The organism is Ralstonia sp. 25C (assembly GCF_051904805.1).
Lineage (GTDB): Bacteria > Pseudomonadota > Gammaproteobacteria > Burkholderiales > Burkholderiaceae > Ralstonia.
Genome location: NZ_CP196738.1, coordinates 634,100 through 660,903, shown reverse-complemented (window position 1 = coordinate 660,903; position 26,804 = coordinate 634,100). Strand labels below are relative to the sequence as shown.

Here is a 26,804-nt window from a genome sequence, read left to right as displayed (position 1 = left end):
GCAGGTCAACGGGCAACTGGCTGACTTCCCCCGATGGAAGTCCCTATAGCTTTGCGTCGCCGGATCGCTCCGGTTTTGCCAAACTGCTCCTGGGCCAAGGCCCATTGGGCAAAGACTCTACCGGGGGCGTCACTTTCCGGCAAACACAGATTGCGCAAACACACAGTCAATGATTGTGAACGTTGTCGGAAACCGACGCCGCATGCCTATCCGCTATGCCGACGATTGACGTGCGGAAAAAGACGCATGGATGTTTCGCGTTGGGGCCGGTGCCGCCCCACCCAAAACACGCTGACGCCGGCAAAGCCAACACCTATATTGTTGGATGGTCAGAAAAGCGTGCCGCAGCAACGTCCTGCCTGCGAGGGCGCTCACGGAGACACCATCCACCATGCAAACCGACGAGATCCAGCTACGCCAGGCATCCCCAGACGACTGGAGCGAGGTGGCCGCGCTCCTCCGGCGCTGCGGGCTGCCGGCGGACGACACCCAGGACAGCATCGAGGCCTTTCATGTGGCGCTGGACAAGGGCCGCATCATCGGCTGCGCAGCGGCAGAGCAGGGCGGCCGGGCCATCGTGGTGCGCTCGGCTGCAGTGGACCCGGTCTACCGGGATCGCGGCGTCGCCAGCCGGCTGATCGAAACGCTGCTGCTGCGGGCGCGTGGCCTGGGCGCGCGCGAAGCCTATCTGCTGACGACGACCGCGCCGACGTACTTTGCGCGCTGGGGTTTCTCATTGTTTCCCGCCGAGAAGGCGCCGCCGGAAGTGCGAGCCTCGGCGGTCTTCCGCAATGCAGAGCGCACGTCGGCGTTGTGCATGCGGTGTGAGTTGCGGTAGGCGGGGCGACCGGTTTAGGGCCGCAGCCTATATCGCCCCGGCAATCATGTCCCGCAGCCACTGATGGGCCGGGTCTCGATGCACGCGTTCATGCCACAGCATCGACATCTCATATCCCGGTACTTCCACGGGCGGTTCGACGGCCTGTAACGCAGTCGCCCCGTGCATGAGCCGCTCCGGCAGCATCGCCACCAAGTCGGTGCTGGCCACCGCCGTCATCACAAACAGAAAGTGCGGCACCGATAGCGCCACGCGGCGGCTGGCCCCGGCGGCCTTGAGCGCGTCGTCCGTTACGCCGAAGAAGCCGCCGCCATCGGGTGACACGATCACGTGGTCGAGCGCGCAGAACTGCGCAAGTGTGGGCTTGCGCTTGAGGCGCGGGTGCCCAGCGCGGCCGACCAGTACGTAGCGCTCCGTAAAGAGCGTGCGGCGGCGCAGGCCGGGCGGCGCGCCATCCGTGGTGTGGAAGGCCAGGTCGATCTCGCCTTGTTCTGCCTGCTTTTCGATGCGCGGCGGCACCAGTTCGAGCACGGCCAGCCGCGTGCCAGGGGCGGTCGCGCGCAGGCTATTGAGCGCGGGCAGCACGATGGTGGATTCACCGTAGTCGGTCGCTGCCACACGCCAAGTGTTGGTGGCCCGGGCGGGCTCGAACGGGCTGGCAGGCGCGACGGCCTGCTCCAGCGCTTCGAGTGCTTGCCGCAGCGGTTCGCGCAGCGCTTCGGCGCGTGCGGTGGGGCGCATGCCGCGTGGGCCAGGCAGCAGGAGCGGGTCGCCAAAGATGGCGCGCAACTTGGCCAGATGCACGCTCACCGAGGGCTGCGAGAAGTTCAGCCGCTCTGCCGCACGCGTGACGTTGTGCTCGGTCAGCAGCACATCGAGCGTGACGAGCAGGTTGAGGTCCAGTCGTCTGAGATTATTCATGGCTATGGCTGGAATATTGAACATTCATTTCCAATATACCTGCGCCGCCTGCATTCTGGGGTCATCTCATCTGGGAGTTGCCACCATGAATGTTCTGATCGTCTATGCCCATCCGGAGCCCAAATCGCTGAATGGCGCGCTCAAGGATTTTGCCGTGCAGCGCCTGGAGGCCGCGGGCCACACTGTGCAGGTGTCTGACCTGTATGCCATGCAATGGAAGGCCGTGCTGGATGCAGCCGACAGCACCGTTGCGCCGATTGGTCCGCACTTTGATCCATCGCTCGATTCCAAGTACGCCTTCGAGCATGGCCTGCAAGCCGCCGACATTGCCGTCGAGCAAGCCAAGCTGCAATGGGCCGATGCGGTGATCCTGCAGTTCCCGCTGTGGTGGTTTTCGATGCCAGCCATCCTCAAGGGGTGGGTCGAGCGCGTGTATGCCTACGGTTTCGCCTATGGCGTGGGCGAGCACTCCGACACCCACTGGGGCGACCGCTACGGCGAAGGCACGCTGGCCGGCAAGCGCGCCATGCTGGTTGTCACCACGGGCGGCTGGGAATCGCACTACAGCGCGCGCGGCATCAACGGCCCGATCGACAACCTCCTGTTCCCGATCCAGCACGGCATCCTGTACTACCCCGGCTTTGATGTGCTGCCGCCGTTCGTGGCCTACCGTACCGGCCGCATGGACGCGGCGCGCTTCGCGCAGATGACGGAAGCGCTCGGCCAGCGGCTCGATACGCTCTTCACCACCGCGCCGATTCCGTTCCGCCGGCAGAACGCTGGCGACTACGAGATTCCCGCGCTGACGCTGCGCGCAGACGTTGCCGCCAACCAATCCGGCTTCGCCGCGCACATCGCTTAATCGCAGACGCTACAATTTCCCGCTCGACCTTCCGGCGGCGCGCTGTGTTCAACATGGCGCGCCGCCGTGTTTGTTTCTCCGTCCGGGTTTCCTTCCTTGCATCGCACGCTGGCATGACGTCTCACGTGGCCCTCACCGGTCTGATCAACTTGCTGCTCGGCATGGGCCTGGGTGTGGCGGGCGGGCTGCTGGGCATTGGTGGCGGGCTCATTGCCATCCCCATCCTCGGCTATCTGTACGGCATGGATCAGCACTTGGCGCAGGGCACCGCGCTGGTGATGATTGCGCCCAACGTGCTGATCGGCTTTCTGCGGTATCACCAGCGGCATCCGGTGCATCTGCGCTCGGTGGCGCTGATCTGCGTGTTTTCGATGGCGGCGACGTATGTGGCCGCGCGCTTTGCGGCCGGCTTGGACGCGCACCATCTGCATACGGCGTTTGCGGTATTTTTGATCGCGCTGGCGTTGTACTTTGCCTCGCAACTCAAGGACAAGGCCGGTACCGCGCACGAAGCCGACGCGACGCCGCACGCCATGCCCACCGCCGCGCTGCCGCTGATGGGCATTGCCAGCGGCGCCATGTCGGGCGTCTTTACCGTGGGTGGCGGGCTGGTGGTGGTGCCGGCACTGGTGACCTTTTTCGGTATGCAGCAGACGCGCGCACAAGGCATGGCGCTCGCACTGGTGGTGCCGGGCACCTTGATCGCGCTGGCCACGTATACCCAAGCGGGGCACGTCGATTGGGGCACGGGTGTGCCGCTGGCCATTGGCGGTATCGCGAGCGTGTCTTGGGGTGTGGCGCTGGCGCACCGGTTTTCTGCGCTGCGCCTGCGGTTGGCGTTTTGTGCTGTGCTGCTGGGCATGGCGCTGGTGATGTTGCTGGTCAAACCAGCGTGACCACGCTTTCGTGAAGAGGGGGAGCGAGTGTTAACGCCCTTAACAGAAGTTGCACCGCTGCGGCGGCTTGCCTATTCTCGCGGGCATACCGGCGGCCTGATCCCACACCGCCGGTCCATCTACCTCTCGGAATTCCCATGTCTCAAGATCTCAAGACCCGTCTGGGAGGCGTGCTGACGCTCATTCTTGGCGCCGCAATCGGCTGGTTCTTCATTCTCGGCCCGCTGCATGAGGCCCAGGCCGGCGCGCCATCAGTGCGCTACTCGCTCAAGGCGATGGTGCTGGTGCCGGCTTGCCTGGTCTTCGGGCTGGCGTTTCTGGTGGGCGGCGACAAGCTGGCCTATCGCGACGCGCAGAACAAGCGCCTGACGCCCATCGGTTGGGGGCTCGTGGCGGTTTTCGGGGTGATGGCAGCGCTGTGCTACTGGTGGTTCAAGCAGCAGTTTGCGGCGCTGGGTTACGCGGGCTGACAGGAGATTGGCGTGGGTACTTTCGACGATGATCTGATGCACTTCGAAGCCCACGGCGCTACCCCGTTGCCCGCCGCTGCGCAGCAAGGCTATGTCGAGCACGATGGCGCGCGCCTCTGGTACGCAACCTTCGGTGTCGGCGCGCCGGTGATTCTGCTGCACGGCGGCCTGGGCCATAGCGGCAACTGGGGGTATCAGGTGTCGGCGCTGCTAGCCGTAGGCTATCGCACCATCGTGATCGACAGCCGCGGCCATGGCCGCAGCACGCGCGATGCGCAGCCCTACACCTACGAACGCATGGCCGCCGATGTGGGCGCCGTCATGGACGCCATCGGCATCGAGCGCGCCGCATGCATTGGCTGGAGCGATGGCGCCTGCACTGCGCTCACGCTCGCCATGCAGACACCCGAGCGGGTGAACGGCGTGTTCTTCTTTGGTTGCAACATGGACCCAAGCGGGGCCAAACCTTTCCAGCCCACGCCCGTCATCGACCGCTGCTTTCGCCGCCATCGGCAGGACTACACAGGCTTGTCTGCCACACCCGGCGATTTCGATGCCTTTGTCGCCGCCGTCACCGAGATGATGCAGACGCAGCCGAACGCCACAGCACGGGCGTTGGCGTCCCTCCGCGTGCCCGTCACCATTGTGCAGAGCGAGCACGACGAGTTCATCCGGCCCGAGCACGCGCAGTATCTTGCGGCGACCATTCCCGGCGCCCGGCTGGTGCAGTTGCCGGGGGTGAGCCACTTTGCGCCGCTACAGCGCCCGGCGTTGTTCAACGACGCGGTGCTCGCCTTTCTGCACGATTTGGGTGCCGATGGTGGCGCGGCCGGTTGAGGCGATCGTCTGCCGGGTTTACGCGTGGCTGAGGGGGTTTGCGCAAGCGCCGGGCGTTATCCACAGAAACGGTGGGTAAGCCTGTGGATAACGATGCCCGATCGCGGCGCCACGCCGTTTGGCGTTCGTTGCTGACTGCGTAGGCAGGCAACGTTGGTGCCCGTGTTTTTTAGCTGACGGTATCCGATGTACCCGGTGTGCCATAGGCGGCCTTGATGGCTTTGTGCCGCGCTTCCATTTCCTGGCGCAGGGCGCGGCGCTGCTGGGCAGCCTCAAAGCGTTCCTTTTCTTCCGCGTTGGCTGGCGTGAGCGGCGGCACATCGGCCGGTTTGCCGTCGTCGTCCACCGCCACCATGGTGAAGTAGCAGCTGTTGGTGTGGCGCACGACCTGGTTGCGGATGTTTTCCGTCACCACCTTGATCCCGATTTCCATCGACGTGCGGCCGGTGTAGTTGACCGACGCCAGGAACGTCACCAGCTCGCCCACGTGGATCGGCTGGCGGAACACCACCTGGTCTACCGATAGCGTCACCACATAGCGGCCGGCATAGCGGCTCGCACACGCATAGGCGACCTGGTCGAGCAGCTTGAGAATGTGGCCGCCGTGCACATTGCCAGAAAAATTGGCCATGTCGGGCGTCATCAGCACGGTCATGCTGAGCTGGTGGGATTGCGTATTCATGGGGGCGTTGAAACAGAAAGGATGGGGAAAAGCGGTGCGCAGAAATGGGTACGCAGTAGCGTGCCATTGTGCCGTGCCCGGCGCATCTTGTGCGGTATTGCGCGAAATTTGATGGCATCGCGCTACACCAGTGGGTTCGGTCATGCTGACCAAGGTGCGGGTCGGCAGCAAGGTGCGTTTCATTGCCGAGCAGATCAACGGCGCGCTAACCATGACTGAACTGCTGCTGGCGTGAACATCGTTTGATCCTGCGCAGGCCCGGCGGCTTTGATGTAGCACCGGGTCTGCACGTGGAGGGGCGGCGCGCTACACTCTTTGTCTTTCGCCGTCTCCGACCGACCCTTCCGCCATGACCGCGCCTGCCTCCAAGCCCCAACACGCGCATCCGCTTTCTGCTGAACAGCAAGCCTTTTTCAACGAACACGGTTACCTCGTGCTCCGTGGGCTGGCCAGCCAGCGGGAGTGCGCCGCATTGCTGTCCGCCGCGCAGGATGCGCTGGCGCATACGGTGGCGCCGGTGGAACTGGAAACGGATGTCGGTTATGCCGGTGCGCCGACTTCGCGCGAGGCCGAAGGCGGCCACACCGTGCGCCGCTTGCTGGATGCGGATTCACGCGGCACGCCGTACACCGAATGGGCACGTGATGCACGCGTGGCGGGCGCCATCGCACAACTGATCGGCGGCCCGGTGCATCTTTCGCTCGCGCACCACAACTGCGTGATGACCAAGCACCCGGCGTTTGGCACAGCCACGCATTGGCATCGGGACAGCCGCTACTGGTCGTTCGCGCGCAATGCGCTGGTGTCATCGTGGCTGGCGCTGGTCGAAGAGACCGTCGACAACGGCTGCCTGTGGGTGATCCCTGGCAGCCACACGCTCGAGCTGCCCGCCGAGCGCTTCGACGAGAAACTCTTCCTGCGCCCCGACATGCCCGAAAACCGCGAGTTGATCGACACGGCGCGTCCCGTACCGCTGCTGCCGGGCGATGTGCTGCTGTTCCACTGCAACACCTTCCACGCCGCCCGCGCCAACCAGACGGGTGCGGTCAAGTTCTCCGCCGTGTTCACTTACTACGGGCCGGACAACCATCCGTTGCCGAATACGCGATCCTCTGCGCGCCCCGATCCGCTGGTCGGCTGAGGTGACCCCCGTGGGGCTCCAACGTTTGCCTTCACCCGTTTGTAGGTGGCCGGCGGACAGATTTGTGTCACGTGCCTTTGCTAAGGTGGACGTCCAACAACGACAGACGGGGAAAACCATGGCGATTCAGGAAGTGACTCACGGGCAGAATGTGATCCTGATTGATCCGCTGCAACGTGACGACCGCCGCTGGACGGCGCGTTTCCAGGTCTGCCGGGCAGGCCATGTCGTCTGCGACTGGGAAGACATCGAGATGCCCGAGGGCTTTGTATCCGCCCAGCTTGCCCTGAGCGCCAGCGTGCTGCTGGCCGAGCATCGGTTATCCAGCTTGTCGCACTAGCGTACCGGTGACACCAGTCACGAAAACGCCCGCCATGCAGCGGGCGTTTTGCTGTGCGCGATCCGCTCACATCGTCAAAGCGGATGCGTCAGTAGGCTGTGGATCGTACGCACACCACTCACGTAGTTGCCCATGCGCAGATTTTCATTGGCGGCGTGCTGATTGTTATCGGCGTTCACCAGTGGAATGATCGCAAACGGCACTTGCAGCACGCGCACGATTTCTGCCGTGGGCACCGTGCCGCCCATCATGCGGATGCGCACTGGCGCGGGCGTGGCGCCAAAGCTGTCCGTCAGCGATTGATACGCCCATTTGCCCACGGCAGCGTCGATGGGCGAACCTGCGGCGTCTGCGCCTTCGCTCTGGTAAGAGAAGCTGGCGAGCTTGTCGTAGCGGCTGCGCTCTTCGTCGGTGGGCGCGTCTTTCACCAGGTGGTAGCCCTGGCGAACGATGTGCTGTTCGATCAGCTTGCCGAGATAGGCGGCGCTGGAGTCGGGTGTGGTGCGCAAGTCCAGCTCGGCGACGGCCTTGTCGGGCACGATGTTCGCCACTTTGTCACCCACCGCGGCGGAGGCCATGCCGCGCACGTTCAATGACGGGTACTGCATCGCCTCTTGGTAGTTCGCGCCGACCTTGTCTGCGTGCGCGATGCCGAGTCGCTTGTTAAGCGCGGCCTCGTCATCGGGCACGGCGGCCATGATCTTGCGGTCGGCCTCACTGATCTTCACGTGGTCGTAATAGCCCGGCACCGTCACGCGGCCCTGGTCATCCTTCATGCTGGCCAACAGGGTGGCCAGCCGCTGTGCAGGGTTGGGCGCGTAGTTGCCGTAGTGGCCGCTGTGCAGCGGCACCTTGCCGCCGTAGACGGTGAGCTTGGCCTCGGCGGCCCCGCGGTTGCCGAACACCAGCGTCGGCAGGTTAGTCGCATGCATGGGGCCGTCGTGGATGACGATAGCGTCGCAGCGCAGCAGGTCATGGTTGGCCTGCATGATCTTGCTGATCGACGGTGAACCTTTCTCTTCCTCGCTGTCGAGGATTACCTTGACGTTGACCGCTGGTTGGCCGCCGGTGGCCTTCAGCGCGTCGATGGCGGCCAGCATCATCATGATCGGGCCCTTGTCGTCGGCCGAAGCGCGGCCGAACACACGCCACTCGGGGTCCAGCGGCCCCTTGAAGAGCTGTGCCGAATCGATGTCTTCCCAGTTGCCCTGCGCCGTTTTGTGCTTGAGCACGGGTGTCCACGGGCTCTTCTGCGCCCACTGCGCGGGAATCACCGGCTGGCCGTCGAGGTGCATGTAGAACAGCACGGTCTTGCGCGCAGGGTCCGCATTCGGCAACTCGGCGAAGAGCATCGGCTTGCCGTCGTTTGCCAATTGCCGCGTGGTGAAGCCGCGCTTGCGGAACGCCTGTTCCAGCCACGCGACGTTCTTGCGGATGTCTTCCGGCGCGATGGCGTCATTGGGCAGGGACAGCAGTTCGAAGTAGTCGCGGTAGGTGGCCTGCGCGTAGCGTTCGGCATCCGCTGGCGAGAGATCAGCGGCGGCGGTCAGGCTCGTGGCCCCAAGCGTCAGCAGCGCGGCGATGTAGGGCAGTTTTCGGGCAGGGGCGAACGGAAGGGGCATGGGAACACTCGCGGGTGGCTGGGAACGATCGCAGTCTGCAGACATGCCATCGTTTTGCCAACCCGCATTTCCTCGGGATCGGTAGCGTTTCAATACGCGCCCGCCCGAGGCATGCCGTTCGATGTGCTGGGTTACCGGAACGCCGGCTCGTCAAAACTGCGCAGCTTGCGCGAGTGCAGCGTTTCCACGCCGTTCTCGCGCAGCAGGCGCACGGCTTCCATGCCGATATCCAAGTGCTGGCTCACACGCTGGCGATAGAACAGGTTGGCCATGCCGCGCAGCTTCAACTCGCCGTGCAGCGGCTTGTCCGATACGCACAGCAGCGTGCCGTAGGGCACGCGCAGGCGGAAGCCGTTGGCGGCAATCGTGGCGCTTTCCATGTCGATGGCAATCGCGCGCGACTGGTTGAAGCGCGTGTACAGCGCCTGGTACTTCAGCTCCCAGTTGCGGTCGTCGGTGGACACCACGGTGCCTGTGCGCATGCGCGATTTCATGTCCGCGCCCGAGAGCCCCGTGATGCGGGCCACGGCCTCTTGCAGCGCCACCTGAATCTCGGCGATGGGCGGTACGGGCACCCACGGCGGCAGATCCTGGTCGAGCACGTGGTCGTCGCGCACATAGGCGTGGGCGAGCACGTAGTCGCCGAGTTGCTGTGAGCGGCGCAGGCCACCGCAGTGGCCGATCATCATCCAGCAGTGCGGGCGCAAGACGGCCAGGTGGTCGGTGATAGTCTTGGCGTTGGACGGGCCCACGCCAATGTTCACCAGCGTCACGCCCAACTTGTCTTCGCGCACCAGGTGGTAGGCCGGCATTTGCGGCAGGCCCTTGATGCGGTGCGCGTCATCGGGTGCCGGCATGCCGAGTTCGTGTTCGGTGTCGCCGGGTTCGACAAAGCGCACGTAGCCCTCGTCGTTGCCTTCTTCCATAAGCTTGCGGCCAAGGGCGGCAAACTCATCGACATAGCGCTGGTAGTTGGTGAACAGCACGAAGCGCTGGAAGTGCTTCGGGTGCGTGGCGGTGTAGTGATACAGCCGCTGCAGGGCCAGGTCGACGCGCTCGGCGGTGAACATCGACAGCGGCTGCGGCTCGTCGCCCACCGGCCGGTAGGTGCCGTTGGCGATGGAGTCGTCAATCATCGACAGATCGGGCAGCGTGAACGCGCCGCCCAGCGCGCGTGCCTGCTCGGGCGTGATGTCGACGGTGGAGGCTTCCACCACGAAGGGCAGCGGAATCGGCCGGTTGCTCACGCCCACCACCACGGGGCTGTTGTGATAGTGCAGCAGGCGCTCGATCTGCCCGCGGTAGTACTCGCGGAAGAGATCCGGCCGCGTGAGCGTGGTGCCATACACGCCCGGATACGCCACCGTGCCCCATGCCGGCCGCGCGTCGCTCACCAGCGTTTTCGGGTCGACGGTGATGCCGAGGTAGGGGTAGCAGGCGGAGAGGTCCTCGCTGCAATCCTCCCCGCGCGCAAACGCGTGGAAGCGCTCGCGGATCGCCTGCGCAGAGCGCTCGTAGATGGCGGTGATGCGCTCGACAGCGGTGTTGGCGTCGGTGCAGATCGCCAGGTCGTGCGCGGGATAGAGATGGGTGGTGGCGCGGGTATCAGTCATGTTTTCGATGATACCGGCGTTTTGTGCCCGATAGATACCGCTATGGAGATGCCACCCCGGCTTCACACGGCCTTTTCGATTTCGCTCTGAAGGCGCCCGGTTCGCGGTGGCATGGGATGGCGTGGCGCGTGGCGTGATTAGCTTGGACGCTCTTCGAACTGGCCGGACCAATCGGCCTGCCACAGCACCTTGATGAAGGAAAGACCGCCATGGACGCAGGACGCATCCATTCGGGCCCGCTCTCGCGCGCGACGTCGCCCGACCCTGTAGCTACCCAGACCGGTGCGGGCGCCGCCACGCCGGAAAGTCAGCCCGCGAGCACGCGGCGAAGCAGGGGCCGCGCTGCCAATGCGCCGGGGCGTGCACCTGGTGCGTCAGGGCGTGCACCCGGGGCGTCGGGTTCTGGCCTGTCAAGGCGCGTCAACCTGCCCTCGCAGACGGCGGTGTCAACCTTGCCGGTGGATGACCTGAAGCAGCAATTGGACAAGGCGCTCAAGATGGGCGCTGCCACCGGCAAGGCGCTTGCCGGGGTGATGATCGGCGCGATGCAGCACCCGGGGCAGCAGAATGTGGAAAGCCATCTGCGGCAGGTGGACATCGCGGCGGGGGGCGTGAAGGCGGCCAATGAGGGGCTGGAAGCGTTTGCACAACTGAAACAGCAGGGGCATCTTGCCAACCCTCACAAGGTGGAGGCCGATCTGCTGTCCAATCGCGCCACCGCAGCGATGTCCGGCATCCAGGCGCTGGATCGCATGCGGATAGGCATCGGCAGCCAGCATGCGAAGGATGCATTGGACAGCAAGCTTGACGTGCTCAAGGCGTTTCAGGCCGTTGTGGCTGATACCGTCCAGCGCAGCAAGAGCGCCGATACGCCGCGTGCCGTTCGCGATAAGCTCCGGCCGATGCTGGGCGGGCTCAACGAAGGCCTGTGCCTGTACAACCGCTTGATGCGTGCGTCCCTGGGCGCTGCAGTCGACAAGCGTGGAGACCGGTTCTTTGATCTGGTCAACAAGACGCAGGCTTTCAATGCCGTCCTGCTGGCACGTGAATTTGTCGCAGCAACAAGCTATCGACGTGAAACCACCGGCAACGCACTGCTCGATCTGCATGACCACAGTGTTGCCATGGCGCGCACCGGACCTGCCAGCGCTGTCGGCCGCTTGCCCGCCGACAGGTTGGAAGCCTGCGTCCAGGACGTCGAGGCGTTTCGCCACAACCTGGACCAGGTCGGGACGGCACTCTGCCTGGAGGCGGCGGACCGGATCGAAATGAACGACAACGCCGGCCTATGGAAGAGCGTGCTCGACCTTGCCCACGCGATTGGCGATTACCAGGCGATCCTGAAAGATTTGTGCGACAGCGTTGCCGGCCCCAAGCCTGCGGCATCTGCACCGCTGGACGACTGGCTACCTGTGGCCGCCGCGCTCAAGGAAGCCGAGCCCCAGCCTTCGGCAAGCACAAGCCGCAAGTCGCGCAAACAGGGCAAGCGCCCGGTTGTGCAGTCCACGCCGAAGCCCACGCCCGCAGCGGCATCCGCACAGGCTGCTGCCCCCGCTGACCCGCGTATCGATGCCCAGAAGCACGCGGATACGCTGCTGAAGAAGTACCCCACAGACCGTCTGATCGGCGCGCGTAGCGTGGATGATGTCGTCGCTGCGGCACGCACAAGCGGCAAGGACACCAGCAGTATCGAGACGGCCATGCGGGACCCGCGTCGTGATGCCGTGAAAACCGTCGACTTTGTGCGCGCATCGGTGCGTAACTGGTTTGGCGAGGCGGCCGCGCTGCAGCGTGCGCGGGCATCGCTACCGGCGGGTGACACGCGCATCGCGCAATTGGCGGAACGCCTTCAGGCCTTTGGTTTGATGGAGCAACACCTGAATGCTTGGGAAGCCGACGAACTCAAGCGTGATGCCCTGCCGAGATCCAACCATCTGGACCGGCTGTTGAAGGGCGGGCAGATCGAGCATGTCGGTGCGCCGGTTCGCCTGCCGGCTGCGGGCGATGTGGGCAATCGGGGCACCGTCTTCGAGATCGGCATCCAGCCCAAGGCCTTTTCCAATCAGCGGCCTGCCGCACCGCTGTTTGTGCATGTGCATACCTCGGAACCAGTGGAGCCCGCCGCGTTGCAGGCGATGCGGTTCAACGACTTTGCCAAGGTGCACCTCAAAACGGCCAAGCAAAAGAAACTGGGGCCGCGCTGGGAGGCCGTCATGCACGCCCTGGGCCATACCGATGCGAAGGTGCACCGTGCCGCCGTGGGGCCGACGTTATTGAATGCCTTGTTTGAACGGATGCAGGCGCCTAGCTGACCGCCCCGACCGAGGGACGCGCGCGCCAGCGCAAGAAGCGTTGCCAGCGCGACGCGCGCACGGGCTGCACGTACGGTGTTCCGGCATGCAACCACCTCGGCAGTACTTCGATGGCACTGCACAGCAGGAAGTACAGCACCGCCACCGCCCCAAACACTTCGGCCGGGTAGGCCACCGTGCGGCTGTTGACCTGGCTGGCGGCAGTCGATAACTCCACCACACCCACGATGTAAGCGAGCGATGTGTCCTTGACCGTTGACACCCACTGGTTGGCCAGCGACGGCAGCATGATGCGCCAAGCCTGCGGCAACACGATCGTCAGCAGCACTTGTGCGGGCCGCATGCCCAGGGCGAGCGCGGCGTTGCGCTGGCCGGTGCCGACCGCGCGCAGCCCGGCTTCCATGCTCTGCGCGATGTAGGCAGCACCCACAGCGGCGAGCGCGGTGACAACCGTGGTGGTTTCCGGCACGGATACGCCCAGCGCCATCGGGATCAGGAAGTAGGCCCAGAACATCAGCATCAGCACGGGAATGGCGCGCAACGTGGCGAGCAGCCCGCGCAATAGACGTGACAGACCACGCAGGCGCGGTGCGCTGTCGAGCCGGTCCAGCAGCAATGCAGCCCCTACGCCGATTGCCGTGGCCGTCACGCAGGCCAGCAGTGCCATCCACAACGTGAGCGCGGCACCGGCCAGCGGCCCATTCGGATACGGCCCAACCAGGAGGTAACGCAGGTGCAGGAATACGGTGTCTGCCGTCATGCCGCCACCCATCGCCACCGCCGTAGGGCCATCGGCGCGGCCCACTGCAGCAGCAGGATCACCACGGCATACAACACCGTGGCCACGGCAAAGGCCTGGAACGCGAGCAGCGTATCGGTTTCCACCTGCCGCGCGCTGTAAGAGAGTTCCGCCAGCCCGATGCCCATGGCCAGCGAGGTGTTCTTGATGGTGTTGGCGCACTGCCCAAGCAGCGGCAGCGCCGACACGCGCAGCGCCTGCGGCAGCACCACGCGCAAAAATGCGGCGCGCGGCGTGAAGCCCAGCGACAGCGCCGCTTCACGCTGGCCACGCGGCACGGCGCGGATGCCGGCACGCAATTCCTCCGAGAAGAACGCGCTCGCATACAGGGCAATGCCAAACGCCGCCGCCAGGAATTCGAATGACGGCGCGGGCAGCTTCCAGTCACCAAGGGCAATCCCAGTCCAGCCCGTGATGGCGCCGACCACGTGTTCACCCAGCAATTGCGCCGCGCCGAAGTACCAGAAAAACAGCTGCACCAGCAGCGGTGTCTTGCGCAGGAAGGCGACCAGCGCACGTGCCGGCAGATGCAACCACGGCTGGGCGCTCGCACGCAGCGCCGTCAGCAGCAGGCCCATCGCCAGCCCACCGGCGATGGCGGCTGCCGATACCAACAGCGTCATCCCAAAGCCCTCCAGCATCCAGCCGAGATAACGCGGCGGCAAGGGCTGGAGAAGCGCAGCCAAGCTCAAGCTCACTTGGTGCTGCCGATGATGAAGTCGCGCGGCAGCGGCGCAGCGCTCTTCGGGCCGAACCAGCGGTCATAGATGCGCGCGGCGGTGCCGTCTTTCTCCAGGCCTTGCAGGATCTGGTCGACGGTGGCCGTGAGTTGCGTTTCCCCCTTGGGGATGCCGATGCCCATGTACTCGCGCGTGAGCACGAACGGCGAGATCTCCAGCTCGTTGCGATTGGGCAGCGTGGCCAGCAACGCGCCGAGCTTGGCGCCGTCCTGCGCGAACGCCTGGATGGCGCCGCTGCGCAGCGCGGTCAAGGCCAGCGGGGAATCGTCATACGCAATCACGCGCGCGTTGGGGTAGCCCTCGCGCAGGGTGGTTTCCTGCGTGGTGCCCTTGTTGACGCCCAGGCGGATGCCGTCTTTCTTCAGATCCTCCGGCTGCTTGAGGAAGCCCTTCTTGGCAATGAACTGCAGGCCGCTGGCGAAGTACGGCGTGCTGAATTCAATCTGTTTCTTGCGCTCGTCCGTAATGGTGAAGTTGGCGGCCACGATGTTGACCTTGCCCGACGTGAGCAGCGGCACGCGGTTGGCCGGGTTGGTGGCGCGCAGTTCCAGCTTCACGCCCAGCTTCTTGGCGATGGCCTGGGCGTAATCGACATCCAGGCCGACCGGCTGGCCAGTCTTCGCATCCGCGTAGCCAAAGGGCGGGTTGGCGTCGAACACGCCCACGCGCAGTACGCCGGCCTTCTTGATGTCGTCGAGGCGGTCCGCCTTGGCGGCCGGCGCATGCAGCACCGCTGCGGCCAGCGCTGCGCCAATGACCGCGCCCACCGATTGCCGTGCACCACGCGCCAGCGCCTGCAACGAGAAACGCGTCGAAAAACCTGCTTGCATACCGACCCCCAGAAGATTTTGAGGGGGCCAAGCGTAGGGCGATTGCTGCGCCGCGCAAACGAATTCGTTGGCAGATCGATATGCGCCAGGCACCATGGCAGGCTGCCTGCGGCCCCTTACGGGGCTTCAGTTTTTACAATTTGCGCCGATAGCGCTTGACGACTGGTCGAGCGCGCGCCCTGCGGTTTGTCATGACCCGCGGCGCCCGACACGGCAAAAACAACAACGAACGGGGAGTCAACGTGGATACACCGGCTGGCCACAGCCTGCGCCGGCAACGTCCTGCGCGCGGGGTGGGCGGATCATGCTGATCTTTGCACTGGCCTGCGCCGCGCTCGTTTCCATCGCGCTGATCGGCCTGTCATGGCCCCGCCGCGATGACCCGGAGGTCTCCGCGTTCATGCTGCTCGCCCTGGGCTGCGCGCTGTGGAGCGGGGCGCGGCTCATGGAGGTGGTCAGCTTTGACATGCCGGTGCGTGTGGGCTGGGCCAAGGTGGCCTATATCGGCATCATGATCGTGCCGGCTGCGTGGCTGCGCATGGTGGTGGGCCTGACACGGCCGGAGTGCAACGCGTTGCCGGCGGTGCGCCTGGGCTGGGTGGCGGCGTTGTTGCTGGCAGCTGGGTTTCTCGGCTTGGTCGCTACCAATGAACTGCATCACCTGGTCTGGCTGGACGCCCGCTTTGTCGTCATCGACGGCGTGCAGCGTGCCGTGTTCGACCACGGGCGGATCTTCTGGGTGGGCACGGCCTACAACTACCTGCTATTGGGCCTCAGCCTTGTGCTGCTGACCTTGCCGGCCAGCGAGGCCGTCACTGCGCTGTACGGCATGTCGCGCACGCGCGTGCGACTGGCGCTGCTGGCCGGGCAGTTGCTGCCGCTGGTGGCGCATCTGGCGTATCTGCAGCGCTGGACCACCGCACTGGGCGGCGACCTCACGCCCGCCACCTTCGCGCTCAGCACGCTGTTGCTGGGCTGGCTGGTGTTGCTGCCGCGCCTGCGCGATACCGCTGTCTATGCGCGCGGCAAGATCGTTGAAGCCATGCGGGATGGCTGCATCGTGCTGGCGGCCGACGGCAGCATCGCCAGCATCAATGCTGCCGCCCGCCATCTGCTGCCCACGGCGCGGCTGTATGCGGCCCCGCCCGCTGAGCTGGAGGTGGCAACCATCCTGCGCGAGTTCGAGCGCACGCGCCTGCAGAATCGGCACCAGCAGCGCCACCAGGTGTGGCTGCCGCAGACCGGGCGCACGTTGGAGATCACCCTGGAGGGCCTGACCGATGCGCGCGATCGCCATGTCGGCGTGTTCTTGCTGCTGCGCGACGTGACGGTCGAACAGCTGCAGCGTGCCGGTATGGCCAGCGCCCAGCATGCGCTGCGCGGCGAGTTGCAGCGCACGCAAGCCAAGCTCAGCCTGCTGGAAAACGACGTCAACCGCGACGCGCTGACGCATCTCTTCAACCGCCGCTTTTTCGAGACACAGGCACCGCGCCTGCTCGACCACGCACGCCGCGATGGCCGCTCCGTCACGCTGGCGCTGTTCGACATCGATTGCTTCAAGCAATACAACGACACCTACGGGCACCTGCAGGGCGACGAGTGCCTGCGCATGGTGGCCGAGACGCTGGGCGCCGCGTGCCATCACCCGGATGACTTCATCGCACGCGTGGGCGGCGAGGAATTCGCGGCCATGCTGTTCGACCTGGGGGTGGACGAGGCACACCGCGCAGTAGCGCGCATGGTGGGCGCGGTGGCGGCGCGGGCGCATCCGCATGTGGCGTCTGCTGTGGTGCCGTACATCACGCTATCGGCCGGCGCGGTGACGTTCACGCCGGGCGACGAGCGTCTCGACGCGTTGTTCGAGCGCGCGGATATGGCGTTGTATGAGGCCAAGCGCGGCGGGCGGAATACGTTCCGTTTTCATCACGGGGCGCCGGGGTTGCGCAGTGTTTCTGGTGGGGCGTGAACGGCGTACGCATTGGGCGCCAATGGATTCAAAGGGCAGTCCGGCGCGGAAAATAGAGCGAAAAGCAACTGCCTTCGCCTTCAACGGACTCGCACGTAATGCGCCCCCCAAAAGACTCCATGACGCGCCAGCAGAATGTCAGGCCTATGCCATGTCCGCTGCCGTGGGGTTTGGTGGAGAAAAACATGTCAAAGACGCGGCCTTGATGTTCTGCGGGAATGCCGCAGCCCGTGTCGCGAAACACGATCACGTAGTGCTCGCTACTCCAGGACGATGAGACTGTGATCCTGCCCCCGCCTGCGCTCTGGATCGCGCAGAGGGCATTCTTGATGAGATTGAAGATCACATAAACAAGCAGGGTATCGGAACCGATGAAGCGCCACGCGGGGTCAATGTCTTCCAGCGTCAGGCGCGTGCGTTCCCCAGCTTGGAAGGGATAGCGCTCAAGGGCCTCGGTCACGCATTCGTGAAGGCTGTGGGAGGAAAACTGGCGCGTATCAAGCCTGTCTAGCGTGATGGAAGCCAATGCCATGTCAATCACGGTGTGTGCAGTGTGCACTTCGGTGTCAATGGCATGGGCGAGTTGCGCGACGCGCCTGATGGTGGCGGGTGGCAACGCATCCGTGTACAGGCCCGTGCTGACGGCCAGTTGATATCCTTTGAAGATGGCTGGCCATGCACGCCCGATTTCACTTGCCTGCATGCGAATCGTGGCCAGTGGTGTGCGTAGTTCGTGTGCAATGCCGGCTGCCACGGCGTATGGACGCATGAGGTCAAGCTTGACCAGTGCCCATACGAGCAACAGGGGGCTGCAGGCAATGAAGAGCACGCCAGGGGGGTACGGCGCTAACCCGTAGTTCACAGCGTAGTCGGACGCAGCGAGTGAATACACCGCGACCCCCACGATGCACAGCCGCAAGCGCTTGCGCTTTTCCACAGTGGTATGTCTTTGCTCGGCATACAGCAACCAGAGGCTGCGCAGGATCAGCAGTGTGGTCTGCGCGATATGCACGGCTTCCAACGGGCCCGCCTTGGGGTAGAAGCCGAAATCAAACTGCTGCACGCCGGCGATGACCCAGTCGGTGGTGAGCAGCAGCACCATCAATATGGCGGCTAGTGTGTAAGACAACCGCAACCAGCGGCGCTCATCCAGCCGTTCAGTCACTTCGACGACAAAGTGATAGAGCGTGGTCGGTAACGGAAGAATTGCCAGCCAACCTGCTTTGGCCAGCAACTGCGCGGTTGATATGTCGCCTGCCCGGAACAGAAACGCCCACAGCCCCTGCCACAGCGCAGTGAGGGCGGCCAGGTAAAAGAACGCGAGGCTGGCGCGCGCGTGGCCGCGTGTGCCCAGCACATACACGCCGGAAAAGAGAAACAGCGACGAGACGAAAGCGGGAAGCAGGGCGTACATGGATCGTGGCTGACCGAAGGAAAGGCGAAGCTGCCAATGGAGTGCCAGCAATTTCGAAAGAGTACCGGCAATCACCACGACCCAATGCGTGCCCTGGGTATCACGTTATTTTCATCAGAATTAAATGAGGAAAAAGGGGCGAAGCTGAGCGCTTTGGGGTCTGCTGCAGTTCCTTGGGGAAAAAAACACGCTAAACCGCCTCAATCATCATCGCGTCGATGGCGAAGGAGTGGTCGGGCGCGACCGCAAAGTACGCACGTGCCTCATCTGCAGCGTGGTCGAACAGGTGGCGGATAGCATCGGCGCGGACCTGCGGCGTGCGGATGCGGGCGATCCAGCTGTCGAACGCCATCGTCAATTTCCACGTCTGTGGCGTGCCGGGTTGAAAGCCTGCCTCGGCCAACATGGCCTGCCATTCGGAAACGCGGTAGTCACGCACGTGCGACGCATCACGCAACACCTCGGCGGTTTGCAGCAGCGTGTCGAGCAGTGGTGCTTCGGGCGCGACGATATCCACGATGACCAGCTTGCCGCCGGGTTTGAGCACGCGGCGCGCTTCGGCCAGACCGGCGCGCACGTCGTACCAGTGGTGGGCGGAGAAGCGCGTGGCGACGATGCCGAAGGCAGCATCGTCAAAGGGCAGGGCTTCGGCGCGGCCTGCCTGCGTATGCAATTGCGTCAGGCCGCGCCGTGCGGCTTCCGCGTCGACCACGCCCAGCATGTCTTCGGACAGGTCATACGCCACCATGGCCGTCACGTGCGGCGCCATGGCAAAGCTCACATGCCCGCCACCGCAGCCGAGGTCGAGCACCTTGGCATGTGGCACGGACTGCGCCAGCGCGGCCAGCGCGTCGAGGTCGGCGCCCTGGGCGTGAACGGCGCTGGTCAGGTAGGCCTGGGCGACCTGGCCGAATTGCTGGTCGACGAGTCGATGCTGCTGCATGGCGGCTCCTTCTTGTAGGGATGAGGAGCGGCCAGTGTAGGAGCGCGGCCCGCGCGGCGAAATTCGTGATTGGCGAAGCCCCGTATCGCGCGTTTAGATAAAGCGGAACAACTGGGCCGGCGAATCCACTAGCACCTGCTTGCGGTCGGCTGCGTTGGGCAGCAGGACGCTGGTAAAGGCCCACGCCTTGTCATAGTTGATCTGCGACTCGAATTGCGTGTGCGGCCAGTCGCTGCCCCAAACGAGGCGGTCCAGCCCGAGCGCATCTTTCAGGCGCGGCATGGCGGCCAGGGCGATGGCTTCGCCGCGGCCGCTATCACCGTTGGTGCCGTTCCGATACGCACCCGAAATCTTCACCCACACACGGCGCGTGCGGCCGGCGGCGAGCAACCCGGCAAAGCCGGGGTCGTCCACGCCGAGCGCGGGGTCGGGCCGGCCGAAGTGGTCGACCACCACGTTGACTTGCGCTTCCAGCAGCGGCTGCAGCAGCGTGGGCAGGCGGCGTGCCTCCACGTGCAATTCCACATGCCAGCCGAGCGCATGCAGACGTGCCAGCGCGGCTTGCCACACGGGCGATGTCAACTGCGGGTCTGGCGCGCCGATCAGGTTCAGGCGGATGCCGACGATGCCCTCGGCGCTCATCTGCGCGAGCAGGGTCTCGGGTGCGGTCGGGTCGATGACGGCCACGCCGCGCAGGCGTTGCGGCGCTTGCTTGAGCGCAGCCAGCAGGTAGCTGTTGTCCACGCCGAGGAAGCTCGGCTGGACCAGCACGCCGTGCGACACGCCATGCGCATCGAGCTGCGCGAGATACGCCGAAAGCGGCGCGTCATAGCTCGGTGCATAACGGCGCGCATTGGCCAGCGGCAGGCCGCGTTCGAACACGTGGGCATGCGTGTCGATGGCGGTGATGCGCGACGTGGATTCGCGCGAGCCAGAAGCAGCGCATCCGGCAAGGGCAGTGGAACCTAGCATGGCAAGCAACCCGGTGTTGAAGGCGCGGCGAGTGGGCATGGGGTCTCCTGGTGGCGACGGAGGAAGAGCGTCGTCATGATGTTGTTGTGGGTGTGCAGGTGCTTGGGCGCTTAGACCGTGACCGCAGCCAGATCGCGGCCCTTCGTCTCGGGCAGCATCAGCACCGCCACCGCCACGATCGAATACGCGATGGCCGCATCGATACCGATGGCGGTGCCCAGCGACATCGACGCGCTCATCTTGCCCACCAGCACCGGAAACGCAGCGGACACCACGCGCCCAAAGTTGTAGCAAAAGCCCACGCCCGTGCCGCGCACGCCGTGCGGATACAGCTCGTTGAACAGCGCGCCCATGCTGGCCGGAATGCCTGCTGCAAAGAAGCCGAGCGGAAAACCCAGCACCAGCATCGCGCCATCCGACAGCGGCACCAGCAGGTACACCAGCACCGTGACCACGCAGCAGCACGAAAACAGCAGGATGTTGCCGCGACGGCCCAGCAAATCCAGCAACCACGCGCTGGCCACGCAACCGCACCAGAACGCGAAGATGATCACCGCCAGATACCCGCCCGTGCCGAGTACCGACAGGTGGCGCTCGGTCTTCAGATAGGTCGGCAGCCACGTCATCAGTGCGTAGTAACCGCCGTGTGCGCCCACGCCCAGCAGCGCGCCGATCAGCGTCATGCGCAGCACCTGCGGGCGGAAGATGTCGAGCAGCGGAAAGCGCGAGACCGGCATCGCATTGGCGCTCGCCGCCGGTTTGGCGGCAGGCACGGGCTCTTGCACTCCGCGCCGGATGTAGATGATGAGCAGTGCCGGCAGCAGCCCCGCCGCAAACATCACGCGCCACGCGAGGTCGGGCTCAATGAAGGAATACGTGAATGCATACAGCAGCACGGCGCCGCCCCAGCCCACGGCCCACGCGCTCTGGACGGTGCCCATGGCCTTGCCACGGTGGCTGGCGCGAATGCTCTCGGCCATCAGCACGGCGCCTGCTGCCCATTCGCCCCCAAAGCCGAAACCCTGGATGGCCTTGAGCACCAGGAACTGTTCAAAGTTCTGCGCAAAGGCGGACGCGAACGTCGCCAGCGAGAACCACAGCACCGTCACCTGCAAGGTGCGCACACGCCCGAAGCGGTCGGTCAGCGCGCCGGCAAGCCAGCCGCCCAGTGCCGATGCGACCAGCGTGACACCCGACACGAGCCCGGCCTCGGCCTTGCCGATGTGCCACGCCGCGATGATGGTGGGAATGACGAGGCTGAACATCTGCACGTCCAGCGCATCGAGCGCCCAGCCGCCAAAGCACGCCCAGAAGGTGCGCTTTTCCCCTTTTGAAATCTCTTTGAACCAGCCGAACATGCCGTCTCCTCCGGGTGACGTGAGCGCCATGTCGCCTTGGTGTCGGTCGACCTATTGCTCTAGTCATCTATATGAATAGAGGAATTCTAGGGCGGCACTGACAGCGATGCAGTCGGTGTTAACCCGTGCGGCGTCTTCAGATGTGCAGGAGGGCGACCGGCAGATGCGCCAACACCTGGCCGAGCGCCAGGCGTGGCGACTGCAGCGTCTGGCTGTCGAACGCGCTGTGCAGAGTGGCGTGCGCTAGGGCAGGCGGCAGGCAGACCGTGGTGTCGCGCCAAGTGCCGGCGGGGAAGGCGGGTGTGGTCGCGTGGCCTAGCAGCGCGGACACATGCAGGGGCACGATTACGACGATGGCCTGTTCGTCGTGTACGCGTGCGAACGCCAGGACGTGGTCAGCACCGCTGCCGGTGATGGTCAGCGCTTGGTAATCGCCGGATGCGAAAACCGCCGGCAAGGCAGCGCGCACAGCCAATGCGCGTGCCAGAACGGCCTGCTTGATGCGGCCATCGCTCCAATGCGCCAGCAACGAGGCGAGGCTAGGGTCCGCATGCCCGTGCGGCGCTCGCAGTGCTCGCAGGGCGCGGTGCCGCGCGGCGTAGTCGACCGGCCGACGGTTGTCGGGGTCGACGAGGCTGGTGTCCCAGAAATCGGTGCCCTGATACAGATCGGGAACGCCGGGTGCCGTGACGCGCAGCACGGCTTGCGCAAGGCTATTGACGGCGGCGGCTGGCGCCACGCTCTGCACGAATGCCGACAGTGACGGCAAGAACGTCGGCGCGGCTTCCCCGGTGAGCAGCGTGAAGACGAAATCGCGGCAGGCGGCTTCGTAGTCGGCGTCGGGCGCAAACCAGTCCGTGCGCAGCTTGGCTTCGCGCTGGGCTTTTTCCTGCCATTGCGCGGCACGCTCCGCCAGCGCGTGCACGGCATCGGTGTCCCGCCAATCGAGCCCGGCAGGCCAGATGCCGACGAGCGTTTGGTACAGCATCCACTGTTCAGCAGGCGATGGGGCCGGACCACTCGGCAGATCGCGTACCCACGTAGCGTGTTCCGAGCGCCATTGATTGGCCGCCGCTAGCCATTGCGCAGGCCGCTCCGAGAGCACCGCCAAGCGCGCGCGCACGTCTTCGCCGCGCTTGTGGTCGTGCGTGGCGGTAGTGAGCATCGCGTGGGGCCAGGTGTGGGTGCGCGCCTGCATGGCGTGGTGGAAAGCGCGTGGGCTGATGGAAAACACCCCGGGGTCCGCGCCGACTTCGTTGCGCGACAGCAGCCGCCCGTAGCGATAGCAGGCCGTGTCTTCCACCGCCTTGGCCGCCACCGGCGACGACAACTGCTGGCACCGCCGCAATGCCAGCTGATGCAGCTTGTCATTGCTGTCGTCGGGATCGCCGCCCAGCCACGCATCGAGCCACTGCAATACCGGTTGATCGACACGGCGCAGGCAGGCGGTTGCGCCTTGCAAGGCGGCTCGCAAGATCGCCGTGTCTTGGGCATCCCGGCCATTGGCACTGGCATAGGTGCGATACACGGGCAAGTGCACCACCATCTCCGCCAGGGCGCGGCGGATGGCGTGCCATGTCACGTCGTGGCTGTCTCGCGCCTGTTGCGCGACGGCATGCAGCGCTGTGGTGGCCGCATCGAGTTCCGCCGCAAAGTGCTCATGGAGGATCTGGCGACGTGCCGGTAGCGCCGTGGCCGAGAACGATGCCTGTGCCGCCGGCGCACCAACCCACGCCAGCCAGCCTTGCGTGAGTGCGTCCTCGCCATGGGCGTCATGCAGCAGCGCGCCGACCTGGTTCATGAAGTCGTAGCCGCTGGTGCCGTCGATGGCCCAGTCGGTGCGCATGGCTTCATCGTGGGCCAGGATCTTTTCGACGACGATCCATGGGCGACCGCTGCGGCGGTCGGCGGGGCGCTCTGCGTGTTCGGCTTGCAGGCGGCGGCGCAGTTGGCGGCAATACGCGGGCGGGTCGGCCAGGCCATCGACGTGATCGATGCGCACGCCGTCAATCCAGCCCTGGCGGTATAGACGGAACAGCAGCGCATGGGTGGCTTCAAAGACTTCCGCGCGCTCCATGCGCAAGCCCGCCAGCGAGCTGATGTCGAAGAAGCGGCGCCAGTTGATCTCGTCATTGGCGGTGTGCCAGTGGGCCAAGCGCCAGTGCTGGCGCGTCATCAGCGCATCGAGGCAATCGGGCTGTGCGTTGAGCGTGCGCACCACGTTGGCGATGTGCGCGGCGCCAGCGTCGGTGGCGGCAACGTGGCGGAGCGCGGCGCGTGCGGCTTCGGCGCGCTCCCGGCGCGTGCGCAGCGAGCGCGTGGTGCCGGTGGCGACAAAACCATCGGCCACGGCTTGCATGGCGATGTCTGCATCGGCGGTGCGCAGCAGCGCCGCATAGTCCGTCAGGGCGATGGGGAAGCGATGGTCGTAATACGCAACGGCCAGCCGCGCGGCGGTGGAGTCGTATTCCAGCGTGAGCCGCCCACCGGCAAGTGCGTCGGCATAGGGCTCGCCCAGAAACGGCGCGAGCACCTTGTTGCGCAACGCGGGGTTGGCAGGCTGCCAGTCGATGTCAAAGAAGCCCGCATAGGCGCTGTCGGGGCCGGCTTCCAGCACGTCGAGCCACCACGCGTTGTGCGCACCGCCCACGCCCATGTGGTTCGGCACGATATCGACGATCAGGCCCATGCCGCGTGTGTGCAGCGCTTCGACCAGCAGTTCGAGTGCAGCTTCGCCACCCAATTCAGGGTTCACGCGCGTGGGGTCGACCACGTCGTAGCCGTGCATCGACCCGGGCTGCGCCGTGGTGATGGGCGAGGTGTAGAGGTGCGAAATGCCGAGCGCCGCAAAGTCGTCGAGCAACGCACGCGCGTGGTCGAATGTGAAACCGGCGTGCAGTTGCAACCGTACCGTGGCGCGTGGCACGAGCGAGGCAGGCGTTGGCGTGTTCATGGCGCGCTGTTGCGTGTTCTGCTGCGTGTGTTGGCCAGGACAGACAGGCGTGCCTGTACCGCTGGCGCCTCGAGCAATGCATCGATGGCCCCGGGTAGGCGCCGACGCCAGTTCGGGTGCGTGTCGATCGTGCTGGGCAGGTTCGGTTGCTCTACGAGGCCCAGCAGGTCTTCCAGGGGGATGAGCGCCAACGGCGTGGGCGCCGCACCGGTGAAGATGGTGGCGGCCGTGGTGAAGTCCTCTGCGCTGGCTTGCAGCAGGGCGGTGGCCAGCTCCGGCGTTGCCGCTGCGCGAGCCTGCTCCAACGTGGCTTGCAAGGGCGCGACGCGGATCAACGGCACACCCCCTTCGGCGAGTACGCGGCGGTTGTGCTCGGCAAAGGCATCCACCATGGCGATGCGATCTGCCATGCGCCGCGCGCGTGCTTCGCTTTCGCTCATGCCGGCGGGCAACAGACCGAGCTGCGCCTGCCAGCGCAAGTCATTGCCGATCCACCAGCCGATGAGCGTGGGCAGATCGTGCGTGCTCGTCATCGCCACAGAGGCGGGTGCCCACGTGTGCGGTGCCTTGAACGGTGCATCGTCGTGCGTGTAATCGCGCTCGAACCAGAGGATGCGCATGCCGAGCAGGCCATCGTCGGCGAGCTTGTCGCGCAGGCCCGCCGGCACGGTGCCCAGGTCTTCGCCGATGACAATGCAGCGGTTGCGCCAAGACTCCAGCGCCACGAGCCGCAGCAGGTCTTGCATCGGGTAGCGCAGGTACACGCCATCGAGCGGCCGGGCGCCATCGGGAATCACCCACAGCCGCATCAGCCCGAGCACGTGGTCGATGCGCACGCCGCCCGGCACAGCCATCACCGCGCGCAGCATTTCGATGAAGGCGGCAAAGCCGTGCGTGCGCATGGCGCGCGGGCTGAAGGTGGTCAGGCCCCAGCCTTGGCCCTGCGCGTTGAACATGTCGGGTGGGGCGCCCACGGTCACGCCGATCAGCACGTCCTGCTGATGGGTCCATGCATGGCTGCCGGCGCTATCGGTGCCCACTGCCAGATCCGCGATGAGGCCGATGGCCATGCCGGCGTCTTGCGCGCTGCGCTGGGCGGCGGTCAGTTGGCGGGAGGCGGCCCATTGCAGGAAAAGGTGGAAATCCACCTCGCCTTCATGCTCGCGCGCGAAAGACTGCACGGCCAGGTAGCTGGGATCTTGGTATTGCGTGGGCCACTGCTTCCAATACGCCGAGCCCAGTTGTGCGCTGAGCGCTTCGAACTGCGCATGGTGGAGCAGGCTCGCACCGGCAGCGGCGCAATGCGCGCGGTAGTCGCTGAGCAAGGCTTGTGCGGTGCTGTCGTTCAGAGGCGCTTGCTGTAGCCGACGGTGCAGGGCGCGCAACACCGTCATACGCGCATGGCCGCTGGCCGGCCAGTCGATCAGCGGAGCCGCTTCCAGACGGGCGTAGTCATCGACGAGGTTGCAGTCGACCACCGCCCGGCGCACCGCCTCGTCGCCAAACAGTGCGGCCGGGTCGATCATCCACGCATTCAAGAACAGGCGGCTCGATGGCGAGTACGGTGAATAGCGATGTGCATCGGCGGAGAACATCGCATGCACCGGGCTCAGTGCCAGAGCGTCCGCACCGTGCTGTGCGAGTTGACGCGCCAGTGCGCCAGCGGCTGTGTAATCGCCCAGGCCTGCGCAAACTGCAGCGTGGTCAGACCCGCATCGCAGGCCGTAGAGTTGCGCCACGCTGCCCCATGGGCGCATGTCCGGGCGATTGTCAGCAGGGCGATGGTGGGCGCGTAGTGCGTCGGCCACGCCATAGCAGCGCGCCGGCGCGATGGCGAGCGTGCTCTCAATTGCCGCGCCCGCGCCGGCGTCAATGCGCAGGCGATGGTAGCCCGGCACCTGTACGGGCGCGAGCCGCAGCGTAGCGTGATGTGCGCTCGCACGGACGCCGATCTCGCCGGTGGCATGGCCCTCGTGCTCGAACTCGATCCGATACGGTTGGCCGCCGAGCAACGCAGCCTGCGGCGCCGCCGTCGTCAGTTCGATGGGCTGGCCAACCACGCCCGTGACCAGCGGTGGGATGGCGATGTGCTCGGCTTCCGCCCGCAGACGTGCCTGGCTGTCCGACACGTCAGCCGCAGTGCCGGCCGGCAGGCCGAGCGTGCCGAGCACGGCGCGCAGCACGTCGTCCGAGACGCGCATGGGCCGGCTGGCGGCGTCTTCCCAATCGACCAGCAAGCCGGCTTCCGTTGCCAGTTGCTGGAGTGCTGTGTGTGGTGTGCCGGGAGCGTTCATG

Annotated in this window: 22 protein-coding genes and 1 riboswitch; of the genes, 9 read left to right on the top strand and 13 right to left on the bottom strand. The window is 65.4% G+C overall.

Annotated elements, in window-relative coordinates:
• Positions 1-8 precede the first annotated feature (8 nt).
• Positions 9-90, bottom strand: a riboswitch (cyclic di-GMP riboswitch).
• Positions 91-391: 301 nt separating this feature from the next.
• Entirely contained in the window at positions 392-838 is a 447-nt protein-coding gene (locus tag ACS7SF_RS21435) for a GNAT family N-acetyltransferase (protein WP_439894136.1), read from the top strand.
• A 27-nt stretch (positions 839-865) separates the two neighbouring features.
• On the opposite strand, the gene ACS7SF_RS21430 is transcribed toward ACS7SF_RS21435, so the two are convergent.
• A complete protein-coding gene (locus ACS7SF_RS21430) occupies positions 866-1,759 on the bottom strand; it encodes a LysR family transcriptional regulator (RefSeq protein ID WP_439894135.1) in 894 nt (297 codons plus the stop codon).
• A gap of 85 nt (positions 1,760-1,844) precedes the next feature.
• Between ACS7SF_RS21430 and ACS7SF_RS21425 the strand changes: the two genes are divergently transcribed.
• From ACS7SF_RS21425 to ACS7SF_RS21410, 4 genes are all read left to right on the top strand, one after another.
• On the top strand, positions 1,845-2,621 hold the full coding sequence (locus ACS7SF_RS21425; protein ID WP_439894134.1) for an NAD(P)H-dependent oxidoreductase: 777 nt from the start codon (positions 1,845-1,847) through the stop codon (positions 2,619-2,621).
• Between the two features lie 113 nt (positions 2,622-2,734).
• Positions 2,735-3,517 carry a sulfite exporter TauE/SafE family protein gene (locus ACS7SF_RS21420; RefSeq protein ID WP_439894133.1) on the top strand — a complete coding sequence of 261 codons (783 nt, stop codon included), beginning with the start codon at positions 2,735-2,737 and terminating at the stop codon, positions 3,515-3,517.
• Positions 3,518-3,654: 137 nt separating this feature from the next.
• Positions 3,655-3,987, top strand: a complete 333-nt coding sequence (locus ACS7SF_RS21415; protein WP_439894132.1) for a hypothetical protein — start codon at positions 3,655-3,657, stop codon at positions 3,985-3,987.
• Positions 3,988-3,999: 12 nt separating this feature from the next.
• Complete coding sequence (locus ACS7SF_RS21410) at positions 4,000-4,824, top strand: alpha/beta fold hydrolase (RefSeq protein ID WP_439894131.1); 825 nt, start codon at positions 4,000-4,002, stop codon at positions 4,822-4,824.
• Positions 4,825-4,993: 169 nt separating this feature from the next.
• Here the strand turns inward: ACS7SF_RS21410 and ACS7SF_RS21405 are convergent, their stop codons facing one another.
• Positions 4,994-5,506 carry an acyl-CoA thioesterase gene (locus tag ACS7SF_RS21405; RefSeq protein WP_021193017.1) on the bottom strand — a complete coding sequence of 171 codons (513 nt, stop codon included), beginning with the start codon at positions 5,504-5,506 and terminating at the stop codon, positions 4,994-4,996.
• A gap of 349 nt (positions 5,507-5,855) precedes the next feature.
• On the opposite strand from ACS7SF_RS21405, the gene ACS7SF_RS21400 reads away from it, so the two are divergent.
• Positions 5,856-6,647, top strand: coding sequence for a phytanoyl-CoA dioxygenase family protein (locus ACS7SF_RS21400; protein WP_439894130.1), 792 nt, complete (start codon positions 5,856-5,858; stop codon positions 6,645-6,647).
• 118 nt (positions 6,648-6,765) lie between these two features.
• Entirely contained in the window at positions 6,766-6,987 is a 222-nt protein-coding gene (locus ACS7SF_RS21395) for a hypothetical protein (RefSeq protein ID WP_439894129.1), read from the top strand.
• 74 nt (positions 6,988-7,061) lie between these two features.
• Here ACS7SF_RS21395 and ACS7SF_RS21390 read toward each other — a convergent pair whose 3' ends face one another.
• Both ACS7SF_RS21390 and ACS7SF_RS21385 read right to left on the bottom strand, forming a co-directional pair.
• On the bottom strand, positions 7,062-8,609 hold the full coding sequence (locus tag ACS7SF_RS21390; RefSeq protein WP_439894128.1) for a M20/M25/M40 family metallo-hydrolase: 1,548 nt from the start codon (positions 8,607-8,609) through the stop codon (positions 7,062-7,064).
• Between the two features lie 131 nt (positions 8,610-8,740).
• Positions 8,741-10,222 carry an AMP nucleosidase gene (locus tag ACS7SF_RS21385; protein ID WP_426399653.1) on the bottom strand — a complete coding sequence of 494 codons (1,482 nt, stop codon included), beginning with the start codon at positions 10,220-10,222 and terminating at the stop codon, positions 8,741-8,743.
• Between the two features lie 209 nt (positions 10,223-10,431).
• Here ACS7SF_RS21385 and ACS7SF_RS21380 point away from each other — a divergent pair, with 209 nt between their 5' ends.
• Positions 10,432-12,534 (top strand): hypothetical protein, encoded by a 2,103-nt coding sequence (locus tag ACS7SF_RS21380; RefSeq protein WP_439894127.1) that lies wholly within the window; start codon positions 10,432-10,434, stop codon positions 12,532-12,534.
• Here ACS7SF_RS21380 and ACS7SF_RS21375 read toward each other — a convergent pair.
• From ACS7SF_RS21375 to ACS7SF_RS21365, 3 genes are read right to left on the bottom strand one after another with little or no spacing between them, the layout of a single operon-like run.
• Positions 12,527-13,294 (bottom strand): amino acid ABC transporter permease, encoded by a 768-nt coding sequence (locus ACS7SF_RS21375; RefSeq protein ID WP_439894126.1) that lies wholly within the window; start codon positions 13,292-13,294, stop codon positions 12,527-12,529. The two genes, ACS7SF_RS21380 and ACS7SF_RS21375, sit on opposite strands and share 8 nt — an antisense overlap.
• Positions 13,291-13,974: an amino acid ABC transporter permease gene (locus ACS7SF_RS21370; protein WP_439894450.1), complete on the bottom strand. Its 684-nt coding sequence runs from the start codon at positions 13,972-13,974 to the stop codon at positions 13,291-13,293. The genes ACS7SF_RS21375 and ACS7SF_RS21370 overlap by 4 nt, the downstream gene beginning before the upstream one ends.
• A 53-nt stretch (positions 13,975-14,027) precedes the next feature.
• Positions 14,028-14,903, bottom strand: a complete 876-nt coding sequence (locus ACS7SF_RS21365) for an ABC transporter substrate-binding protein (protein ID WP_439894125.1) — start codon at positions 14,901-14,903, stop codon at positions 14,028-14,030.
• 304 nt (positions 14,904-15,207) lie between these two features.
• Between ACS7SF_RS21365 and ACS7SF_RS21360 the strand changes: the two genes are divergently transcribed.
• Complete coding sequence (locus ACS7SF_RS21360) at positions 15,208-16,869, top strand: diguanylate cyclase domain-containing protein (protein ID WP_439894124.1); 1,662 nt, start codon at positions 15,208-15,210, stop codon at positions 16,867-16,869.
• 28 nt (positions 16,870-16,897) lie between these two features.
• On the opposite strand, the gene ACS7SF_RS21355 is transcribed toward ACS7SF_RS21360, so the two are convergent.
• The 6 genes from ACS7SF_RS21355 to malQ all read right to left on the bottom strand — a co-directional run bounded on the left by ACS7SF_RS21355 (position 16,898) and on the right by malQ (position 26,803).
• Complete coding sequence (locus ACS7SF_RS21355; RefSeq protein WP_439894123.1) at positions 16,898-18,283, bottom strand: ATP-binding protein; 1,386 nt, start codon at positions 18,281-18,283, stop codon at positions 16,898-16,900.
• A 190-nt stretch (positions 18,284-18,473) separates the two neighbouring features.
• Positions 18,474-19,226, bottom strand: coding sequence for a class I SAM-dependent methyltransferase (locus tag ACS7SF_RS21350; protein WP_439894122.1), 753 nt, complete (start codon positions 19,224-19,226; stop codon positions 18,474-18,476).
• Positions 19,227-19,319: 93 nt separating this feature from the next.
• Positions 19,320-20,237, bottom strand: a complete 918-nt coding sequence (locus ACS7SF_RS21345) for an amidohydrolase family protein (RefSeq protein ID WP_439894121.1) — start codon at positions 20,235-20,237, stop codon at positions 19,320-19,322.
• Between the two features lie 71 nt (positions 20,238-20,308).
• A complete protein-coding gene (locus ACS7SF_RS21340; RefSeq protein ID WP_439894120.1) occupies positions 20,309-21,556 on the bottom strand; it encodes an MFS transporter in 1,248 nt (415 codons plus the stop codon).
• A gap of 136 nt (positions 21,557-21,692) precedes the next feature.
• Positions 21,693-24,509 (bottom strand): malto-oligosyltrehalose synthase, encoded by a 2,817-nt coding sequence (gene treY, locus ACS7SF_RS21335; protein WP_439894119.1) that lies wholly within the window; start codon positions 24,507-24,509, stop codon positions 21,693-21,695.
• The gene (malQ, locus tag ACS7SF_RS21330) at positions 24,506-26,803 is read right to left on the bottom strand and encodes a 4-alpha-glucanotransferase (RefSeq protein WP_439894118.1); all 2,298 of its coding nucleotides are present in this window, start codon (positions 26,801-26,803) and stop codon (positions 24,506-24,508) included. Before malQ ends, treY begins: the two co-directional genes overlap by 4 nt.
• Position 26,804: the final 1 nt, after the last annotated feature.

What these genes read in the sequence shown, in the direction of transcription:
- ACS7SF_RS21405 (WP_021193017.1), bottom strand. Translation starts at nt 5,506, where the DNA reads ATGAATACGCAATCCCACCAGCTCAGCATGACCGTGCTGATGACGCCC.
- ACS7SF_RS21345 (WP_439894121.1), bottom strand. Translation starts at nt 20,237, where the DNA reads ATGCCCACTCGCCGCGCCTTCAACACCGGGTTGCTTGCCATGCTAGGT.
- treY (WP_439894119.1), bottom strand. Translation starts at nt 24,509, where the DNA reads ATGAACACGCCAACGCCTGCCTCGCTCGTGCCACGCGCCACGGTACGG.
- ACS7SF_RS21365 (WP_439894125.1), bottom strand. Translation starts at nt 14,903, where the DNA reads ATGCAAGCAGGTTTTTCGACGCGTTTCTCGTTGCAGGCGCTGGCGCGT.
- ACS7SF_RS21395 (WP_439894129.1), top strand. Translation starts at nt 6,766, where the DNA reads ATGGCGATTCAGGAAGTGACTCACGGGCAGAATGTGATCCTGATTGAT.
- ACS7SF_RS21385 (WP_426399653.1), bottom strand. Translation starts at nt 10,222, where the DNA reads ATGACTGATACCCGCGCCACCACCCATCTCTATCCCGCGCACGACCTG.
- ACS7SF_RS21355 (WP_439894123.1), bottom strand. Translation starts at nt 18,283, where the DNA reads ATGTACGCCCTGCTTCCCGCTTTCGTCTCGTCGCTGTTTCTCTTTTCC.
- ACS7SF_RS21415 (WP_439894132.1), top strand. Translation starts at nt 3,655, where the DNA reads ATGTCTCAAGATCTCAAGACCCGTCTGGGAGGCGTGCTGACGCTCATT.
- malQ (WP_439894118.1), bottom strand. Translation starts at nt 26,803, where the DNA reads ATGAACGCTCCCGGCACACCACACACAGCACTCCAGCAACTGGCAACG.
- ACS7SF_RS21435 (WP_439894136.1), top strand. Translation starts at nt 392, where the DNA reads ATGCAAACCGACGAGATCCAGCTACGCCAGGCATCCCCAGACGACTGG.
- ACS7SF_RS21425 (WP_439894134.1), top strand. Translation starts at nt 1,845, where the DNA reads ATGAATGTTCTGATCGTCTATGCCCATCCGGAGCCCAAATCGCTGAAT.
- ACS7SF_RS21360 (WP_439894124.1), top strand. Translation starts at nt 15,208, where the DNA reads ATGCTGATCTTTGCACTGGCCTGCGCCGCGCTCGTTTCCATCGCGCTG.
- ACS7SF_RS21390 (WP_439894128.1), bottom strand. Translation starts at nt 8,609, where the DNA reads ATGCCCCTTCCGTTCGCCCCTGCCCGAAAACTGCCCTACATCGCCGCG.
- ACS7SF_RS21430 (WP_439894135.1), bottom strand. Translation starts at nt 1,759, where the DNA reads ATGAATAATCTCAGACGACTGGACCTCAACCTGCTCGTCACGCTCGAT.
- ACS7SF_RS21400 (WP_439894130.1), top strand. Translation starts at nt 5,856, where the DNA reads ATGACCGCGCCTGCCTCCAAGCCCCAACACGCGCATCCGCTTTCTGCT.
- ACS7SF_RS21340 (WP_439894120.1), bottom strand. Translation starts at nt 21,556, where the DNA reads ATGTTCGGCTGGTTCAAAGAGATTTCAAAAGGGGAAAAGCGCACCTTC.
- ACS7SF_RS21350 (WP_439894122.1), bottom strand. Translation starts at nt 19,226, where the DNA reads ATGCAGCAGCATCGACTCGTCGACCAGCAATTCGGCCAGGTCGCCCAG.
- ACS7SF_RS21420 (WP_439894133.1), top strand. Translation starts at nt 2,735, where the DNA reads ATGACGTCTCACGTGGCCCTCACCGGTCTGATCAACTTGCTGCTCGGC.
- ACS7SF_RS21370 (WP_439894450.1), bottom strand. Translation starts at nt 13,974, where the DNA reads ATGCTGGAGGGCTTTGGGATGACGCTGTTGGTATCGGCAGCCGCCATC.
- ACS7SF_RS21380 (WP_439894127.1), top strand. Translation starts at nt 10,432, where the DNA reads ATGGACGCAGGACGCATCCATTCGGGCCCGCTCTCGCGCGCGACGTCG.
- ACS7SF_RS21375 (WP_439894126.1), bottom strand. Translation starts at nt 13,294, where the DNA reads ATGACGGCAGACACCGTATTCCTGCACCTGCGTTACCTCCTGGTTGGG.